Genomic DNA, 16,724 nt, shown 5'->3' with positions numbered 1-16,724 from the left:
TGTGGCCACGTCACCCTGGGAGGAAACGTGTCGACCGTCGACCAACCACCACCGGCGCCACACGCGCCGACCGGCGAAGAGTTCATCGAGATGCAGGCCAGTCCGGAGTTCCAGGAGCTGCGGCGGACGCTGCGGAAGTTCGTCTTCCCGCTGACCGCGTTCTTCCTGATCTGGTACGCCCTCTACGTGCTGCTCGGCGCCTTCGCGCATGACTTCATGGCGACCCAGGTCTGGGGCAACATCAACCTCGGCCTGATCCTCGGTCTGTTGCAGTTCGTCAGCACCTTCGTCATCACCGGCATGTACGTACGCTTCGCCAATCGCAATCTCGACCCGAAGGCCGAGGCGATCCGCAACGAGATGGAAGGCGGGCCCGCACTGTGAACACCACTGCCGTACCCACCACCGACGTGACCGTCCTCGCGGCGACCGTCGGCAGCCCGGCCGCCAACATCGCCATCTTCGCCGCGTTCGTCGCGGTCACGATGTTCGTGGTCATCAAGGCCAGCAAGAACAACAACACCGCCGCCGACTTCTTCACCGGCGGTCGCGGCTTCTCCGGACCGCAGAACGGCGTCGCCATCGCCGGCGACTACCTGTCGGCGGCCAGCTTCCTCGGCATCGCGGGCGCCATCGCGGTCTACGGCTACGACGGCTTCCTCTACTCCATCGGGTTCCTCGTCGCGTGGCTGGTCGCGCTGCTGCTCGTGGCGGAACTGCTGCGCAACACCGGCAAGTTCACGATGGCGGACGTCCTCAGCTTCCGCCTCAAGCAACGCCCGGTGCGTCTGGCCGCGGCGATCTCCACCCTCGCGGTGTCGCTGTTCTACCTGCTCGCCCAGATGGCCGGCGCCGGCGGCCTGGTCGCGTTGCTCCTCGACATCGAGGGGCGCCTCGGCCAGTCCATCGTCATCGCCGTCGTCGGTGCGCTGATGATCGTCTACGTGCTCATCGGCGGCATGAAGGGCACCACCTGGGTGCAGATCATCAAGGCCGTCCTGCTCATCGCGGGTGCCGGCATCATGACCGTCATCGTGCTGGCCAAGTTCGGCATGAACCTGTCGTCGATCCTCGGTGCGGCACAGGACGCGGTGACCGACTCGACCAGCGAAAAGGTCGCCGCGCGTGACGTTCTCGCTCCCGGTGCCCAGTATGGCGGGTCCCTGACGAGCCAGATCAACTTCATCTCGCTCGCCATCGCGCTCGTCCTCGGCACCGCGGGCCTCCCGCACGTGCTGATGCGGTTCTACACCGTGCCGACCGCGAAAGAGGCTCGCAAGTCGGTGGTCTGGGCCATCGCCCTCATCGGCGCCTTCTACCTGTTCACCCTGGTTCTCGGTTACGGAGCGGCCGCCCTGGTCGGACCGGACAAGATCCTCGACGCCGCCGGCGGACAGAACTCGGCCGCACCGTTGCTCGCGTTCGAACTCGGTGGCGTGGTCCTGCTGGGCATCATCTCGGCGGTCGCCTTCGCGACGATCCTCGCCGTGGTCGCCGGCCTCGCCATCACCGCGTCGGCGTCGTTCGCCCACGACATCTACGCCTCGGTGATCAAGCGCAACAAGGCAAGTGAGGACGACCAGGTCCGCGTCTCGCGATACACCGTCGTGGTCCTCGGCATCGTCAGCATCGTCCTCGGCATCCTCGCCAACGGCCAGAACATCGCCTTCCTGGTGGCGCTGGCCTTCGCGATCGCCGCGGCCGCGAACCTGCCGACGATCGTCTACTCGCTCTACTGGAAGCGGTTCAACACCCGCGGCGCCCTGTGGAGCATGTACGGCGGCCTGATCTCCACGATCGTCCTGATCGTCTTCTCCCCCGCCGTCTCCGGGTCGTCGACCGCCATGATCTCCGGCGCCGACTTCGCCTGGTTCCCGCTGGCCAACCCGGGCATCATCTCGATCCCGCTGGCCTTCGTCCTCGGCATCGTCGGCACGCTGACCAGCCCGTCGGACAACGGCACCCCGGAACGCAACGCCGAGATGGAGGTTCGCTCCCTCACCGGCATCGGCGCCGAGAAGGCCGTGCAGCACTAGCCAACTCGCGCTCGACCCGCAACGACAGACGCACCACCGATCTTCGGTGGTGCGTCTGTCGTCGGTGTGGGATTCCTCCCGCGGCGCAGTTTCCGTCGTGCTTATAGGATCCAATAAGCGGAACGGAAACGGCACCGCGGGAACGAATTACGTATCTCAGGCGTCCTGAATCCGCGCAAACGGTCGAGCCGCCTCGAGTTCGAAGGCCAACTCGAGGAGGGTGCGCTCCTGGCCGAGGTCGGCGGCGAAGTGGATGCCCACCGGCATACCCGACTCCGTCTGTCCGAGTGGCAAACTGATCGCCGGTGTGCCCGCTGTGTTGTTGGCCGGGGTGAACGCGATGAACTTCGTCAGCCGGTCCATCGCCTCGTCGAAGTCGAGTGCGGGATCGAGGTACCCGATCTCCGGGGTCGCGTGGACGACGGTCGGGTTGAGGACCACGTCGAAGGTGTCGTGCAGTCCGCGGATCGCGGCCGTGGACTTCCGCAGCCCGCGGACCGCCCCGGGCAGCCGGTAGAAGTGCCGGAGGGCGCTGCGCGAGAGCCCGCGGGTGAACGAGTCCACCTGGGAACGGTCGAAGCCCTTGTCGACCACCCGTTTTCCGAATCGGTCCAGCGCCAGAGCGAGCAGTGACCAGTAGTCGATGAAGTCCCGGACGTAGTCCCGGTCCACCGGCAGCGGCACCATCTCGGTGCGATGTCCGAGGGACTCGACCAGCTCGGCGGCCTCGGTGACACACCGTTGTGTGTCCCGGTCGAGCAGCGAGCCGGTCAGCGGCTCGGTGATCAGCGCGATCTTGAGCCGTTTGGTCCCCGGCCCCTCGACCAGCCCGACCGGCGGCATCCCGGGCGCGGGCCGGAAACCCTGTGTGTCGGCGAGGAATCGGGCGGTGTCGCGCACCGAACGGCTGACGATCCCGTTCGACACGAGGTCGATCGGCGCGTCCCGGGTCTCTTTCGACGCCTCGACGCGCCCGCGACTCGGCTTCAGTCCGACCAACCCACAGATGGCGGCGGGGATGCGGATCGACCCGCCACCGTCGTTGGCGTGGGCGATCGGCAGTGCACCGGCCGCTACGAGCGCCGCGGAACCACCGGACGAGCCGCCCGACGAGTAGTCGGTGTCCCACGGGTTGCGGGTCGGCTCGCGGTCGACGAACTCCGTCGTCGAGGTCAGCCCGAAGGCGGGCATCGTCGACGCGCCGACCACATTGACGCCGCTCGCGAGGAACTGATTGGTGAAGGCCTCGTTGGCCTGTGCCGGGCGCTGGGGCACCGCAGCCGAACCGTGACAGGTCGGCAGCCCCGCGAAGTCGGTGTTGTTCTTGATGATCGACGGCACCCCGATGAACGATCCCAGCGGGAAGTCGTTGTCGACCGCGCGTTTGCGCGCACGCTCGCGATCGTCGAAGGCGATGGCGTTGAGGTGCGGGTTGACGGCATCGATCCGCGCGATCGCGGCCTCGACCGCCTCTGCGGCGGAGATCTCGCCGGATGCGATGGCCTGGGCGACGCCGACCGCGTCGTGCTCGCCGAGTGCGTCGTCGGTGAACGCGTGAACGTGTTTCATTCCCGGGACCTTATCGTCTCGGCCTACCTTCTCGGCGCAGCTCCGATCATCGACAAGACGTCATCGACCAGGCCGGCGGCGTGGTCGGCGTCGAGCTCGAGTCCGAAGACCGCATGGTGATACAGCGGGGCGATCACGTGGTCGAGCACCTGTCGGACCGACGGTGTGGCCTCGCCGCGGTCCCGCGCCCGCGCGATCATCTGCTCGGCGTGCTCGCGCCGGATCTCCCAGCAGGGACAGACCTCGACGATGCCCTCGCGCGCGGCGACCATGGCCCGGAGGTAGGCCCGGCGCTTCGGGCGCGCGATGTCGGCCGCGATGATCTGGGCCCACTCCACCAGGTCGTCGGCGAGAGTGCCCGTGTCGGGCAGCGGCTCACCCTGGGTCAGGGCGGCCACGGCCACCTCGCCGAGCAACGCGTCGATCGATCCCCAGCGTCGATAGATGCTGGTCGGGTTGACCCCCGCGAGGTCGGCGACCTCGGGGATCGTCATCGTCTCGCGGCGCCCGGCGCCCACCAGCTGCCCCACCGCCGTGTAGACGGCGGACTGCACGCGGGCGCTGCGACCACCTGGACGACGGGTCGGCGAGGCGGGAGCACCAGAAATCGGGCTGTCGGGGGTGCGGGCCGTCGTCATGGAAGCCATTATTGCAAAGCTGATTGCTTTTGGAACGCAGTCCGGGCTAGTTTCTGAATGCAAACCTGTTTGCTTTAAGGAGACCTCGTGGCGCCACTGCACCCACATCGCGCGTTCTGGCTGATCGCGGCGACGTACATGATGGTCCTGTTCGCGTCCGCGGCACCGTCGCCGCTGTACCCCGTGTATCAGGAACTGTGGGGATTCTCCGCGCTCACATTGACGCTCGTGTTCGCGGTGTACGTGGTGACCATGCTGGTGAGCCTCCTGACGGTCGGGTCTCTGTCCGATCATGTCGGCCGGCGGCCTGTCCTCGCCGTCGCGCTCGTCCTGCTCATCGCGAGCATGGTGCTGTTCGTCGTAGCCGAGGACGTCGGCACCCTGCTCGCCGCGCGCGCCCTGCAAGGCCTGGCCACCGGCGCGGCGATGGGCACCTTGACCGCGACGACCGTCGATCTGCAGCCCTCGGCCCGTGCCGGATCGACGATCGTCGGCGCGGCCCCGGCCATCGGCCTGGCGAGCGGCGTCGCCGTGGCCGGGGTGCTGGTCGAGTACGCACCCGCACCCCGCGTCCTGATCTACGAGATCATCCTCGGCCTGTTCGCCGCACTGCTGATCGCCCTTCTCGTCGTCCCGGAGACCCGCGAGCGAATCGGCTTCGATTCTCGACGGCACCTGGCCGGCACGCTCGCGCCGCAGGTGCGCGTGCCTCGCGAGGTCCGCACGGTGTTCCTGGCGTCAGTTCCCGCGCTCGTCGCCACCTGGTCCCTCGGCGGCCTGTATCTCTCGCTCGGGTCGTCGGTGGTCTCCCGTGTGTTCGGTGTGGGCAACCACGGCGCGGCGGGCGCGATCCTGTTCGTCTTCTTCGCCTGCGCGGCCGTCACGTCCCTGTTCATCACCGATCGCTCGTCGACGATCAAGGCTGCGTACGGATTCCCCGCACTCGCCGCCGGCGTGGTGATCTCACTCACCGGGGTCCTCATCGAATCCCTGCCCTTCTACATCGTCGGTTCGATCGTGGCCGGCTCGGGCTGGGCCGCCACCTTCCTCTCCGCGATGGACAACATCACCGCCGCGACACCTCCCACGAAGCGCGGTCAGGTCTTCTCGTCGGTGTTCGTGGCGAGCTACCTCGCATTCAGCGTCCCGGCCGTGATCGCCGGGATCGTCGTCTCGCACATCGGTTTGCGCGACACCATCATCGGCTACGTCGGCTACGTTCTCGCGATGGTGATGATCGCGGCAGCATTCGCGGTGACAGTGCGCCGCCGGGCAGCATCCGCAGCCCGGAACGCAGTCGAAGTCTCTCCGTCGCAACCGGAACCGGCATGCAGGGGCTGAGTCACCCGCCGACGGGCGGTCGCCATCCCACCATCCGCGTGGCCAGCTCCGCGTAGAAGCCCCCCATCTCCTCGGGCGAGAGTGACCCCCCGTCGCGATACCAGCGCGCGACATCGATCCCCATGGACAGCATCGCGTTGGTGGTGGCGAGCGAGTCGGCGACATCGAAGTCGCCGCGTGCGATCCCGGCTTCGATGATCTCGCGCACCCGTCTGGTGATCTCGCGACGCATGGCCATCACCGTGTCCAGATGGTCGGGCGCGAGGGCGTTGAGTTCGTAGTTCACCACCCGGCCCCCCACGTGCTCGCGCGCGTGGTGCTCGGTGAAGGCGTGGAAGATCGCCCGCAGCCGGTCGCCGGGGGACGCCGACGGATCATCGGCGTCGTCGATCGCCGCGAGAATCGCGCGATGACCGGCGTCGGAGATCTCGAACAGCAACTCCTCCTTGGAGCGGAAGTGCACGTAGACCGCCGCCGAACTCATCTGCGCGCCGTTGGCGATGTCCCTCGTGGTCGTCCCGTTGAACCCCTTGGCCGCGAACGCCTCGACGGCGGCGCGCAGGAGCCGGGCCCGGGCGGCCACGGGCCGGACTTCGAACGTCGGATCGGCAGACGGGCCCACGGTCACCTTCTCGGAACGGTCGGACTGGTCATCGCGACGAGCCCGTGATTGACAGCATCCGGCCCGCGCGGCATAGTGCAACCTATCACTAAGCAAGCGCTTAGTCATTCGTGGCTCGGTTGGGTTTCCCCAGCCTGGGTGCACACGGCAGAGGTCCCCAGTTCGACCACACCGCCCGGGGTACGGACACCCTCGACAGGAGTAGAGAAGAACCCATGCAGCTGAAATTCAGTCCTGAAGAAGAGGCCTTCCGCGAGGAGTTGCGCAGCATCTTCGCCAAGGTCCCCGAAGACGTCCGCAAGCGGTGCGAAGAGGGCAAGCTCCAGTACCCCGAGGACCTCGTCACCACGACGCGCATCCTCAACGAGCACGGTGTGGCCACCCCCAGCTGGCCGGTGGAGCACGGCGGCAAGGACTGGACCCCGATCCAGCATCACATCTACCGCGAGGAGATGAGCCTCGCGTTCGTCCCCGACATGCTGCCGTTCAACGTCGGCATGATCGGCCCGGTCATCGCCCAGTTCGGTTCCGACGAGATGAAGGAACGCTTCCTGGCCAAGACCGCCAACCTCGACATCTGGTGGTGCCAGGGCTTCTCCGAGCCCGAGGCCGGCTCCGACCTCGCCTCGCTGAAGACCCGCGCGGTCCGCGACGGCGACGACTACGTGATCAACGGCCAGAAGACCTGGACCACGCTCGGCCAGTTCGCGGACTGGATCTTCTGCCTCGCGCGCACCAACCCCGATGTCAAGAAGCAGGCCGGCATCAGCATGTTCCTGTTCCCGATGGACACGCCGGGCGTCGAGATCCGCCCGATCCAGCTCATCGACGGCAGCTACGAGGTCAACGAGGTCTTCTTCAACGACGTCCGCGTGCCCGCCGAGAACATGGTCGGCGAGGAGAACAGCGGCTGGACCCAGGCGAAGTTCCTGCTCGGCAACGAGCGCAACGGCATCGCCCGCGTCGGCTACACCAAGGCCAAGCTCGCCCGCGCCAAGGAACTCGCCAAGCAGACCCGGACCGCCAAGGGCACCCTGCTCGACGATCCGCTGTTCGCCGCCCGCCTGGCCGAGGTCGAGAACGAGCTGCTCGCCCTCGAGCTCACCCAGCTGCGCGTCGCCGCCTCGTCGGCCGACGGCAAGCCGAACCCGGCATCGTCGCTGCTCAAGCTGACCGGCAGCCAGCTGCAGCAGGCCGCCATGGAGCTCCTCGCCGACATCGCGGGCCCCGACTCGCTCCCGGTCGCCCAGCTCGACGCCTCGGCTCCGAACGGCAGCGCCGAGGTGAGCGCCCCCGAATGGGCCCAGCTCGCCGCCCCGACCTATCTCAACTACCGCAAGGTCACGATCTACGGCGGGTCGTCGGAGGTCCAGCGCCAGATCATCGACAAGGCTGTCCTCGGCCTCTGAGCGCCGACCCCGCACCTTTCGACCTTTCACTAAGGAACACCATGGATTTCGAGCTTTCCGAAGAGCAGGGGATGCTGCGCGACACCGTTCGCGAGGTCCTCACCAAGACCTACGACGTCGAGACGCTGCGCAAGGTCACCGACACCGATCTCGGCTGGAGCGAGAAGGTGTGGAAGTCGCTGGCCGAGATAGGCATCCTCGGCCTCACCTTCCCGGAGGACGAGGGCGGCATGGACGCCGGCCCCGTCGAATTCACCAGTGTCATGACCGAACTCGGCCGCGCACTGGCACCTGAGCCCTACCTCGACTCGGTCCTCGTCCCCGGCTCGCTCCTCGGCCTCGCCGACGACGCGACCCGCGCCGAGCTGCGGACCGCACTGGCGTCGGGCGAACTGCTGATGGCCTTCGCCCACACCGAGCCGGGCGACCGCTGGCCGGAGGCGCGGGTGGAAACCACCGCGTCGGCCGACGGCGTCCTCAACGGCACCAAGAGCCTTGTCGGACACGGCGATTGCGCTGCGAAGCTGATCGTGTCGGCGCGCGACGACAACGGCGTCGGCCTCTACCTGGTCGACGCGGACGCCGACGGCATCACCCGGACCCCGTACCGGACGCACGATCGCCGCCGCGGCGCACAGATCGAGTTCCGCGACGTCAAGGCCACCCGCCTGGGCAGCGGCGACGCGTCGCAGACCATCGCCGACGCCGAGGTCGGCATCCAGACCGCACTGTGCGCCGAGGCCGTCGGCGCGATGGAGCGGAGCCTGGACCTGACCGTCGAATACCTCAAGTCGCGCAAGCAGTTCGGCGTCACGCTGTCGGCCTTCCAGGCCCTCACCCACCGGGCCGCCGACATGTACGTCCAGCTCGAACTCGCCCGCAGCCTGAGCCTCTACGCGACGTCGGCGCTGGCGGACGGGATCGCCGATCCGATCATCGCGTCGCGGGCCAAGCTGCAGATCTGCCGGTCGGCGCGCCTGATCGGTCAGGAAGCGATCCAGATGCACGGCGGCATCGGTATGACCGCCGAGTACCCGATCGCCCATTACGTGAGCCGTCTGACGGCGATCAGCCACACCCTGGGCGACGCGTCGGACCATGTGACCCGCCTGGCGGAGAACATCGACACCTACGACATGCTCAGCGTCGGCTGATACCGGCTACTGTCCTTCAGCGAAGGCCCTGCGCGTTCTCGCGCGCAGGCCTTCGCTGACGTCGTTGTCGGGCGGCAGCCCGCTGATGCCGATGCGAGGCGAGAGGGAGCCGGATGGAACTGCTGCGGGACAACCTGGCCGCGGGGGCATCGTTCAGCCTGGTGGGGATCGCCGTGCTCGTCCTCGGCTTCGCCGCCCTCGACCTGGTGACACCGGGCCGGCTGCGGCAGCTGGTGTGGATCGAGCACAACCGCAACGCGGTACTGCTGACCACATCGATGGTCATCGGCCTCGCGATCGTGCTGGTCTGTTCGGTCATCGACACCGAACTCCTGGAACTGTGGCGCGCGTTGCTCTACACCGTCGCATACACGGTCTTGGCGATCGCGGTGATGATGTGGTCGTTCGTGCTGATCGACTGGCTCACACCCGGGAAGCTCGGCACGCTGCTCTTCGACGGCGCGCCGCGCAGTGACGAGACCCCCGACGACGCCGTGACCACCGGCCGCCGGGCCGCCGACGAACACCCCGCCGGGTGGATCACCGCCGCCGTCTTCGTGGCCATCGGTGCCGTCATCGGGATCACCCTGCTGGTCTGAGTTCGGAGCGACATCGCTGGTCCAGGCGTTTTCCGGGGTTGACTCGGGCGCCCGAACATGCTTATTGACCCTCGGCCAACAAGCCCATAGGGTGAGCGACCATGACCGCAGCACTCATCGAGGAATCCATCGACATCGACGCCACGCCCGAGCAGGTGTGGTCGGTGATCTCCGATCTGAAGCGCATGGGCGAGTGGAGCCCCCAGTGCAAGAAGATGATCATCCGCGGCGGCACCGTCGGGTTGGGGACCAAGACCATCAACATCAACCGCCGGGGCCCGCTGGTGTGGCCGACCACCTCCAAGGTCGTCCGGTTCACCCCGAACCAGGAACTCGGCTTCCGGGTCGCGGAGAACCACACCATCTGGAGCTACACCATCACCCCGAAGGACGCCGGGGTCACGGTCACCGAGCGGCGCGAGGTCAACGGGTCGACCACCAAGGTGTCGTCGGTACTCGTCGACAAGCTCTTCGGCGGCGCCGAGTCGTTCGAAGAGGAGCTCAAGCTCGGGATGGCCGAGACGCTGGGCAAGATCAAGCGCGCCGCCGAGTCCAACTGACCCTTCGAGACGCTCGCAAGCTCGCTCCTCAGGGAGCGGGGAGACGCTCGCAAGCTCGCTCCTCAGGGAGCGGGGAGACGCTCGCAAGCTCGCTCCTCAGGGAGCGGGGAGACGCTCGCAAGCTCGCTCCTCAGGGAGCGGAGAGACGCTCGCCCCTCTGCTCCCTGAGGTGCGAGGAGCGCAAGCGACGAGCCACGAAGGGCCTGGTGAGGCAGCTTGCGAGCCCGTTCGTGGCTCGCTTCGCTCGCACCTCAGGGAGCAGAGTTGTGGACGCTCAGGTCCCGCTGAGCTTGCCGATGAGCTCGGCGATCAGGTTCCGCTGAGCTTGCCGATGAGCTCGGGGAGGTCGGCGACCGAGTCGATGATGTGGTCGGGGTAGGGCCCGAACTCGTCACGCTGCAACGCATGCAGCGCCTCCTCGCGGAACTTGCCGGTGCGGACCAGCACCCCGATCAGCGCCGCGGCCTGGGCGCCGAGAACGTCGTTGTGCATGTCGTCGCCGACCATCACCACCTGGGTCGGCTCCAGACCGAGGACCTCGGTGGCCGCCCGGAAACCGACCGGCGAGGGCTTGCCGATCGCCTTGATCTTTGCGCCCGAAGCCTTTTCGAGGCCCTCGAGGTAGACCCCGGTGTCGATGCTCAAGCCGTCCGCCGTCGACCAGGTCATGGACCGGTGCATCGCGATCACCGGAATCCCGTCGAGCATCATCTCCAGGACCTTGGACAGCGTGGCGTGCGTGAAGACCGAACCGGCACCGCCGAGTACCACCACCTCGGCCGACGCGGGATCGTCGGTCAACTCTACGCCGGTCATGTCCTCGGCGATCGGGCCCTGGTTGAGCACCCACACGCGCTTGCCCGGATAGGTGGCGGCGACGTGTTCGGCGGTCAGCTTGGCGGCCGACAGGATCTCGTCCGGCTTCACCTCGAAACCGCATTCGTTGAGCGCCTCGGCGATCTCGCCACGCGAGCGGGACGTCGTGTTGGTCAAGAACATCCGCGGGATGCCCTGGTCGGCGAGATCGGCGATCGCCTCGACCGCGCCGGGCAGCGCCTGCCACGAGGTGACCATCACCCCGTCGATGTCGAACAGCAGACCCAGCGCCATGCGCACGAATGTAGTCCTCGCCCAGCGGCGTCGCAGGACGGCCCGGTCACCTGCCGGGACGACGCCATGGTCTCCGTCGACACCTGGCATGCTGAGCGGATGCGTACCGTCGTAGAGCATCAGCGCATCGTCGCGGCGTTGTTCGGCCCCGCCGAACCGTCGGAGGTCGCCGTGCCGGAATCGCTCGGCTTCGCCACGTTCACCGACGTGGACGCCCCGCTGTCGCTGCCCGGCTTCGACAACTCCGCGATGGACGGATTCGCGGTCCGCGCCGACGATCTCGCGGACGCGAGCGCCGACGACCCGGTCACCCTGCCGGTCGCCGCGGACATCCCCGCCGGCCGCACCGACGACCTCACTCTCGAGCCGGGCACCGCGCACCGCATCATGACCGGCGCCCCGATGCCCGCGGGCGCCGACGCGGTGGTCCCGGTCGAACTGACCGACGCCGTGGTGGGCCCGGTGGCCGCGGCACCGACCGTCACCTTCACCGCCGCACCCGAGCGCGGCAGGCACATCCGGCGCGGCGGCTCCGACATCGAGGCCGGCACCCGGGCGCTGCCCGCCGGCTCGGTGATCGGCGCCCCCCAGATCGGTCTGCTCGCCGCACTGGGCCTCGCCGAGATCACCGTCGCCCGGCGGCTGCGGGTCGTCGTGCTGTCCACCGGTTCCGAACTCGTCGAACCCGGAAAACCGTTGCGCCACGGACAGATCTACGAGTCCAACGGCGCGATGCTGACCGCCGCGGTCATCGAGGCCGGCGCGGCCGGTCGTCACCTGCACTTCGTGCCCGACAACACCGCGGACTTCGCCGCGCGGCTCGACGAGGTCGCCGACGACGCCGATCTGATCATCACCTCGGGCGGTGTCAGCGCCGGCGCCTTCGAGGTGGTGAAGGACGCACTGTCGGCGACCGGGGCCGTCGAGTTCGTGAAGGTGGCGATGCAGCCCGGTATGCCCCAGGGTTGCGGCCACTTCCCCTCCTCCCGCGGCCGGCGCGTGCCGATCATCACGCTGCCGGGCAACCCCGTCAGTGCACTCGTGTCCTTCGAGGTCTTCATCCGGCCCGCGCTGCGGGCCGCGATGGCACTGCCCGCCGACCGGGAACGGATCCGAGCGCGTCTCGGTGCCGACATCCGCTCACCCCGCGGCAAACGACAGTTCCTGCGCGGCGTACTCGACGCCGGACCTCGCAACGGGGTGGTCGGGGTGGATCCGATCGGCCCGCCGGCGTCCCATCACCTGCGCTACCTCGCCGAGGCCGACGCGCTCATCGACGTCCCCGCCGACATCGAGGCGGTCGAGGCGGGCACCCTGGTGGACGTGCTGGTCCTGCGCTGACGACGAGGTCTCCGGGCGCGGCGCTCTAGAGTGGACGCCGATGCACCCGGCGATGCGGTGCGCACCATTTATCCGGCCTGGACACAGGCCAGAGGAGGTTGATCGTGGCCCGACGTCCGCGTCCGGACGGCTCCGGTGACACCGGCCGTGTCGCCCATTTTCTCGATCTGGCCCGAGAGACCATCCCTCCGATCCACCCGGCGGGTGTGCCGTTCGTCGCCGCGCCCGCCGCCGTCGCGCTCCTCGGTCGTCGACACCGCTGGATCGCCCGGCCGGCCGCGCTGACCGCCGGCGCGTGCGCTGCATTCTTCCGGCATCCGAAGCGGGTCACCCCCACCGAACCCGGCGTGGTCGTCGCCCCCGCGGACGGGACCATCGCCCTGGTCGACGAGGCCGTCCCGCCCGCCGAGTCCGGCCTCGGGACGCAGCCGCTGCCCCGGGTCTCGACCTTCCTGTCGATCTTCGACGTCCACGTGCAGCGCGTGCCGATCGCGGGCACGGTGACCACCGTGACCCACACGCCCGGCGCGTTCGTCTCCGCCGACCTCCCCGAGGCCAGCCGCGACAACGAGCGCACCACGATGACCATCCGCACCACCGCCGAAGGCGGCACGCCCGGGCCCGAGCTGGCCGTCGTGCAGATCGCCGGTCTCGTCGCCCGTCGGATCGTGTGCGAGCCGTCGGTCGGGGACTCGCTGACGATCGGCGAGACCTACGGGCTTATCCGATTCGGATCGCGCGTAGACGTCTACTTCCCGGCCGGCACCCGGCCCCGCGTCTCGGTCGGCCAGCGCGCGGTCGGCGGCGAGACCCCGTTCGCGTACCTGGATCAGTGAACTCCGGCCCGGTGAACCCGACCGACATGACCTCACCCGGCACGAACCCCGGCCGGCGACGCCCCGGCTCGCGCACTGCGCGCAACCCGACCGCGCGCTCGGCCAGCCGGCACGCACAGACACATCCGGTTCCGCGGGAGCCGGAGCGCCGGCGTCTGCGGCGCCAGGCACAGGCCAGCCGCATCGTCATCCCGTCGTCGCTGACGATCCTCGCGATCTGCGCGGGCCTGACGGCCATGCGGTCGGCGATCAACGGCGACGTCGACACCGCGATGGCTCTTCTGGTCGCGGCCGCGTTCCTCGACGGCATCGACGGTCGGGTCGCACGCCTGATGGGAGCCACGAGCCGGATCGGCGCCGAGATCGACTCACTGGCCGACGCGATCAACTTCGGTGTGGTCCCGGCGATGATCGTCTACTTCCACTTCATCGACGGGCATGACCTCGGCTGGGTGCTCGCACTGATCTACTGCTGCGCCATCGTCCTGCGCCTCGCCAGGTTCAACACCCTGCTCGACGACGACGAGGCACCCGCGTACACCAAGGATTTCTTCGTCGGTGTCCCCGCGCCCGCCGCGGCGATCTGCGCGCTTCTGCCCATCGGGCTGGAGCAACAGTTCGGCGACGGGTGGTGGACCTCGTTGCCGGCCGTCGGCGGGTGGCTGATCTTCGTCGCCTTCCTGGCCGTCAGTCGCGTCCCGACGTCCTCGCTGAAGACCGCGTCGATCCCGGCACGCGCGGTGGCCGGCCTACTGGTGCTGGTCGCCGCGGCCGCGGCACTGCTGGTGACCTTCCCGTACGTGCTGATGATGATCGCCATCGCCGGATACGTCCTGCACATCCCGTATGCGTGGCGCGCGCGCCGCTGGGTCGCCTCCCGGCCCGAGCACTGGGACGACAAGCCGGCCGAACGTCGGGCACAGCGTCGGGCCCTGCGTGCCACGTCGCCCGGAGGTCGACGCCGTCGGCCGGTCATCAACTCCCTCGGCCGTATGGGCCTGAACCGTCCCACCGGCCCCGGCCGGTCCGTGGTCGGCGCGCCCGGCGAGACGACCGAAAGCGAGCCCGAATGAGCACACCGGCCTCCCTCACGCTGACCGCGCGGCACAATCCCTCGGCGGCCGAGGCGCGGCGCGGCATCATCCGCGTGCATCCCGAGGTGTTGACGGCCCTCTCGCTGCGGGAATGGGACGCGGTGTCGATCACCGGCGCACGGGTCACGGCGGCCGTGGTGGCCGCGACCGAGGCCTCCGCGCCGACCGGCGTCGCCCTCCTCGACGAGATCGCCTTCTCCAACGCCGGTGTCCGCGAGAACTCGACGGTCGTGCTGGCGCCCGTTGAGGTGCAGGGCGCGAGCCGGGTGGTGGTGAGCGGTTCGGCGCTGGCCACCCAGTCGATCACCGAGTCGACGCTGCGCCGCGCGCTGCTGGGGAAGGTCTTGTCCGTCGGTGACGCCGTCTCGCTGCTCCCCCGCGACCTCGGCCCCGAACTCGCCGCGACCGAGGCCACGCGCGCCCTGGCCCGGTCGGTCGGGATCACCTGGACCACCGAGCTGCTGACCGTCACCGCCACCGAGCCCGGGCCACCCGCGGGCGGTCCGGCGTCGACGCCGGTGAGCGTGCAGACCAACACCGCTGTGCTGTGGTCGACGACCGCGGGCGAGGTGCCGCCCCTCGTCGACCGGACCGGTCCGGGGTCACCTCGGATCCCCGGCGCCCTCGGCATGGTGTCGGAGTCCGACTCCCGCCCGCGGCCGGTCGCCGCGCCCAGCCCGGTCCGCGAGCCCGCCCGTGAGCCCGAGATCCCGGTCCGGCCGGTGTCGGAGCTGGTCGGCGTGGACTCCCAGATCACCAAGCTCACCGAGTGGCTCACCATCACCCTCGACGAGCCGGAGGTGCTGCGCACCCTCGGTGCGACACCGCGTCTCGGCGTCCTGGTCACCGGCCCGGCCGGCGGCGGCAAGGCGACCTTCGTGCGTTCGGTGTGCGCGTCGCGCACGCTGGTGACCATCGACGGCCCGACGGTCGGCGCGACGGAGGCCAACACCCGCCTGCGGACGGTCGCCGACGCGGTGGCCCGCACCCGGGCGGCCGCCGGTGTCCTGCTGATCACCGACGTCGACGCGCTGTTACCCGCCGAACCCGAGCCCGTCGCCGCACTGATCCTCGACGAACTGCGTTCCGGCATCGCCGACGGCCGCATCGCACTCATCGCGACCACCGCCGAACCGTTACGCCTCGACGCCCGGTTGCGCGACCCGTCGCTCTGCGACCGGGAACTGGTCATCGGCCTCCCCGACGCCGCGACCCGGGCGCGGTTGCTCTCGGCGATCCTGTCGAACGTCCCGACCGACGGCGATCTCGACCTCACGTCGGTCGCCTCGCGCACCCCCGGTTTCGTCGCCGGGGATCTCGCCGCGCTGGCCCGCGAGGCCGCGCTGCGCGCCGCGACGCGCGCGAGTGCCGAGAAGTCCGCGCCGTCGCTGCGCACCGAGGATCTCGTCGGCGCCCTCGACGTCATCCGGCCGGTGTCCCGCTCGGATTCCCCCGAAGTCGCGCTGGGCTCGATCACCCTCGCCGACGTCGGCGACATGGTCGAGACGAAACAGGCTCTGACCGAAGCGGTCCTGTGGCCGCTGCAACACCCCGACACCTTCGCCCGGCTCGGCGTCGACCCGCCGCGTGGGGTGCTGCTGTTCGGCCCGCCGGGCTGCGGCAAGACCTTCGTCGTCCGCGCGCTCGCGGCGTCGGGTCAGCTGTCGGTGCACACGGTCAAGGGCGCCGAGCTGATGGACAAGTGGGTCGGGTCGTCGGAGAAGGCGGTGCGGGATCTGTTCGCCCGTGCCCGCGAGTCGGCGCCCTCGCTGATCTTCCTGGACGAGGTCGACGCGCTGGCCCCGCGCCGCGGTCAGTCCACCGACTCCGGTGTCGGCGACCGGGTGGTCGCCGCGCTGCTCACCGAACTCGACGGCGTCGAACCACTCCAGGACGTCGTGGTGCTCGGTGCGACGAACCGACCCGACCTCATCGACCCGGCGCTTCTGCGGCCCGGGCGACTGGAACGGCTCGTCTTCGTGCCGCCGCCGGACGCCGACGCCCGCGGCGACATCCTGCGCGCCACCGGGCGCGACGTCCCGCTCGACGGAGTCGACCTCGACGAGCTGGCCGGCGACCTCGAGGGCTACTCGGCGGCCGACTGTTCGGCCCTGCTGCGCGAGGCCGCCCTGTCGGCGATGCGCCGGGACATCGACGCCGCCGCGGTCACCGTGGCCGACGTCGAGGAGGCCCGCAAGCGGGTTCGGCCGTCGCTCGATCCCGCGCAGGTCGCCGACCTCAAGGCCTACGCCGAGCGTCGGCTCGACTGAGCACCGCCGAGCCTCCCTCGGCCACCGGGTGAGTCCCGGAACACACCCGGAATAACCTCCGATAGTTGTTGGTTGCAACCATCACGACTTATGGTTGCATCAATCAACCAATCGGGTGCGCCAACGCGCGCGCCGATTCGCCGCC

15 protein-coding genes are annotated in these 16,724 nt (G+C 69.2%); 11 read left to right on the top strand and 4 right to left on the bottom strand.

The features are described 5' to 3' along the window. Window positions 1-27: 27 nt before the first annotated feature. Window positions 28-384: a DUF485 domain-containing protein gene (locus LEL84_RS18045; RefSeq protein ID WP_058251329.1), complete on the top strand. Its 357-nt coding sequence runs from the start codon at window positions 28-30 to the stop codon at window positions 382-384. 26 nt (window positions 385-410) lie between these two features. Further along, entirely contained in the window at window positions 411-2,036 is a 1,626-nt protein-coding gene (locus tag LEL84_RS18040) for a cation acetate symporter (RefSeq protein WP_065630162.1), read from the top strand. 156 nt (window positions 2,037-2,192) lie between these two features. Here LEL84_RS18040 and LEL84_RS18035 read toward each other — a convergent pair whose 3' ends face one another. Both LEL84_RS18035 and LEL84_RS18030 read right to left on the bottom strand, forming a co-directional pair. Then, complete coding sequence (locus tag LEL84_RS18035) at window positions 2,193-3,605, bottom strand: amidase (RefSeq protein ID WP_226512368.1); 1,413 nt, start codon at window positions 3,603-3,605, stop codon at window positions 2,193-2,195. 23 nt (window positions 3,606-3,628) lie between these two features. Further along, window positions 3,629-4,243, bottom strand: coding sequence for a TetR/AcrR family transcriptional regulator (locus LEL84_RS18030; RefSeq protein ID WP_226512367.1), 615 nt, complete (start codon window positions 4,241-4,243; stop codon window positions 3,629-3,631). 87 nt (window positions 4,244-4,330) lie between these two features. Here LEL84_RS18030 and LEL84_RS18025 point away from each other — a divergent pair, with 87 nt between their 5' ends. Next, window positions 4,331-5,584 carry an MFS transporter gene (locus LEL84_RS18025; protein WP_226512366.1) on the top strand — a complete coding sequence of 418 codons (1,254 nt, stop codon included), beginning with the start codon at window positions 4,331-4,333 and terminating at the stop codon, window positions 5,582-5,584. 1 nt (window position 5,585) lies between these two features. Here LEL84_RS18025 and LEL84_RS18020 read toward each other — a convergent pair whose 3' ends face one another. Then, the gene (locus LEL84_RS18020; protein WP_226512365.1) at window positions 5,586-6,212 is read right to left on the bottom strand and encodes a TetR/AcrR family transcriptional regulator; all 627 of its coding nucleotides are present in this window, start codon (window positions 6,210-6,212) and stop codon (window positions 5,586-5,588) included. A 209-nt stretch (window positions 6,213-6,421) separates the two neighbouring features. Here LEL84_RS18020 and LEL84_RS18015 point away from each other — a divergent pair, with 209 nt between their 5' ends. From LEL84_RS18015 to LEL84_RS18000, 4 genes are all read left to right on the top strand, one after another. Continuing rightward, the gene (locus LEL84_RS18015) at window positions 6,422-7,615 is read left to right on the top strand and encodes an acyl-CoA dehydrogenase family protein (protein ID WP_058251335.1); all 1,194 of its coding nucleotides are present in this window, start codon (window positions 6,422-6,424) and stop codon (window positions 7,613-7,615) included. A gap of 41 nt (window positions 7,616-7,656) precedes the next feature. Continuing rightward, window positions 7,657-8,769, top strand: a complete 1,113-nt coding sequence (locus tag LEL84_RS18010) for an acyl-CoA dehydrogenase family protein (protein WP_137808576.1) — start codon at window positions 7,657-7,659, stop codon at window positions 8,767-8,769. Between the two features lie 113 nt (window positions 8,770-8,882). After that, complete coding sequence (locus LEL84_RS18005) at window positions 8,883-9,368, top strand: DUF350 domain-containing protein (RefSeq protein WP_226512364.1); 486 nt, start codon at window positions 8,883-8,885, stop codon at window positions 9,366-9,368. A 101-nt stretch (window positions 9,369-9,469) separates the two neighbouring features. Next, entirely contained in the window at window positions 9,470-9,928 is a 459-nt protein-coding gene (locus LEL84_RS18000) for an SRPBCC family protein (RefSeq protein ID WP_058251338.1), read from the top strand. Between the two features lie 309 nt (window positions 9,929-10,237). On the opposite strand, the gene LEL84_RS17995 is transcribed toward LEL84_RS18000, so the two are convergent. After that, on the bottom strand, window positions 10,238-11,038 hold the full coding sequence (locus LEL84_RS17995) for an HAD-IIA family hydrolase (RefSeq protein ID WP_159371807.1): 801 nt from the start codon (window positions 11,036-11,038) through the stop codon (window positions 10,238-10,240). A gap of 99 nt (window positions 11,039-11,137) precedes the next feature. On the opposite strand from LEL84_RS17995, the gene glp reads away from it, so the two are divergent. The 4 genes from glp to LEL84_RS17975 all read left to right on the top strand — a co-directional run bounded on the left by glp (window position 11,138) and on the right by LEL84_RS17975 (window position 16,579). Next, entirely contained in the window at window positions 11,138-12,379 is a 1,242-nt protein-coding gene (gene glp / locus LEL84_RS17990; protein ID WP_226512363.1) for a gephyrin-like molybdotransferase Glp, read from the top strand. A gap of 104 nt (window positions 12,380-12,483) precedes the next feature. Next, window positions 12,484-13,215, top strand: a complete 732-nt coding sequence (locus LEL84_RS17985; RefSeq protein ID WP_065630112.1) for a phosphatidylserine decarboxylase — start codon at window positions 12,484-12,486, stop codon at window positions 13,213-13,215. Between the two features lie 26 nt (window positions 13,216-13,241). Beyond that, entirely contained in the window at window positions 13,242-14,288 is a 1,047-nt protein-coding gene (locus LEL84_RS17980) for a CDP-alcohol phosphatidyltransferase family protein (RefSeq protein ID WP_226512362.1), read from the top strand. Beyond that, window positions 14,285-16,579 carry an AAA family ATPase gene (locus LEL84_RS17975; RefSeq protein ID WP_226512361.1) on the top strand — a complete coding sequence of 765 codons (2,295 nt, stop codon included), beginning with the start codon at window positions 14,285-14,287 and terminating at the stop codon, window positions 16,577-16,579. Before LEL84_RS17980 ends, LEL84_RS17975 begins: the two co-directional genes overlap by 4 nt. Window positions 16,580-16,724: the final 145 nt, after the last annotated feature.

Source organism: Gordonia sp. WA4-43, assembly GCF_020520305.1.
In the GTDB taxonomy this organism is placed as follows: domain Bacteria; phylum Actinomycetota; class Actinomycetes; order Mycobacteriales; family Mycobacteriaceae; genus Gordonia; species Gordonia hongkongensis.
This window is presented reverse-complemented; position numbering and strand designations above follow the sequence as displayed.

Excerpts from the sequence above, each read along its gene's own strand:
- LEL84_RS18035 (WP_226512368.1), bottom strand. The coding sequence starts at position 3,605 with ATGAAACACGTTCACGCGTTCACCGACGACGCACTCGGCGAGCACGAC.
- LEL84_RS18030 (WP_226512367.1), bottom strand. The coding sequence starts at position 4,243 with ATGACGACGGCCCGCACCCCCGACAGCCCGATTTCTGGTGCTCCCGCC.
- LEL84_RS18015 (WP_058251335.1), top strand. The coding sequence starts at position 6,422 with ATGCAGCTGAAATTCAGTCCTGAAGAAGAGGCCTTCCGCGAGGAGTTG.
- LEL84_RS18010 (WP_137808576.1), top strand. The coding sequence starts at position 7,657 with ATGGATTTCGAGCTTTCCGAAGAGCAGGGGATGCTGCGCGACACCGTT.
- LEL84_RS18005 (WP_226512364.1), top strand. The coding sequence starts at position 8,883 with ATGGAACTGCTGCGGGACAACCTGGCCGCGGGGGCATCGTTCAGCCTG.
- LEL84_RS18000 (WP_058251338.1), top strand. The coding sequence starts at position 9,470 with ATGACCGCAGCACTCATCGAGGAATCCATCGACATCGACGCCACGCCC.
- LEL84_RS17995 (WP_159371807.1), bottom strand. The coding sequence starts at position 11,038 with ATGGCGCTGGGTCTGCTGTTCGACATCGACGGGGTGATGGTCACCTCG.
- glp (WP_226512363.1), top strand. The coding sequence starts at position 11,138 with ATGCGTACCGTCGTAGAGCATCAGCGCATCGTCGCGGCGTTGTTCGGC.
- LEL84_RS17980 (WP_226512362.1), top strand. The coding sequence starts at position 13,242 with ATGACCTCACCCGGCACGAACCCCGGCCGGCGACGCCCCGGCTCGCGC.
- LEL84_RS17975 (WP_226512361.1), top strand. The coding sequence starts at position 14,285 with ATGAGCACACCGGCCTCCCTCACGCTGACCGCGCGGCACAATCCCTCG.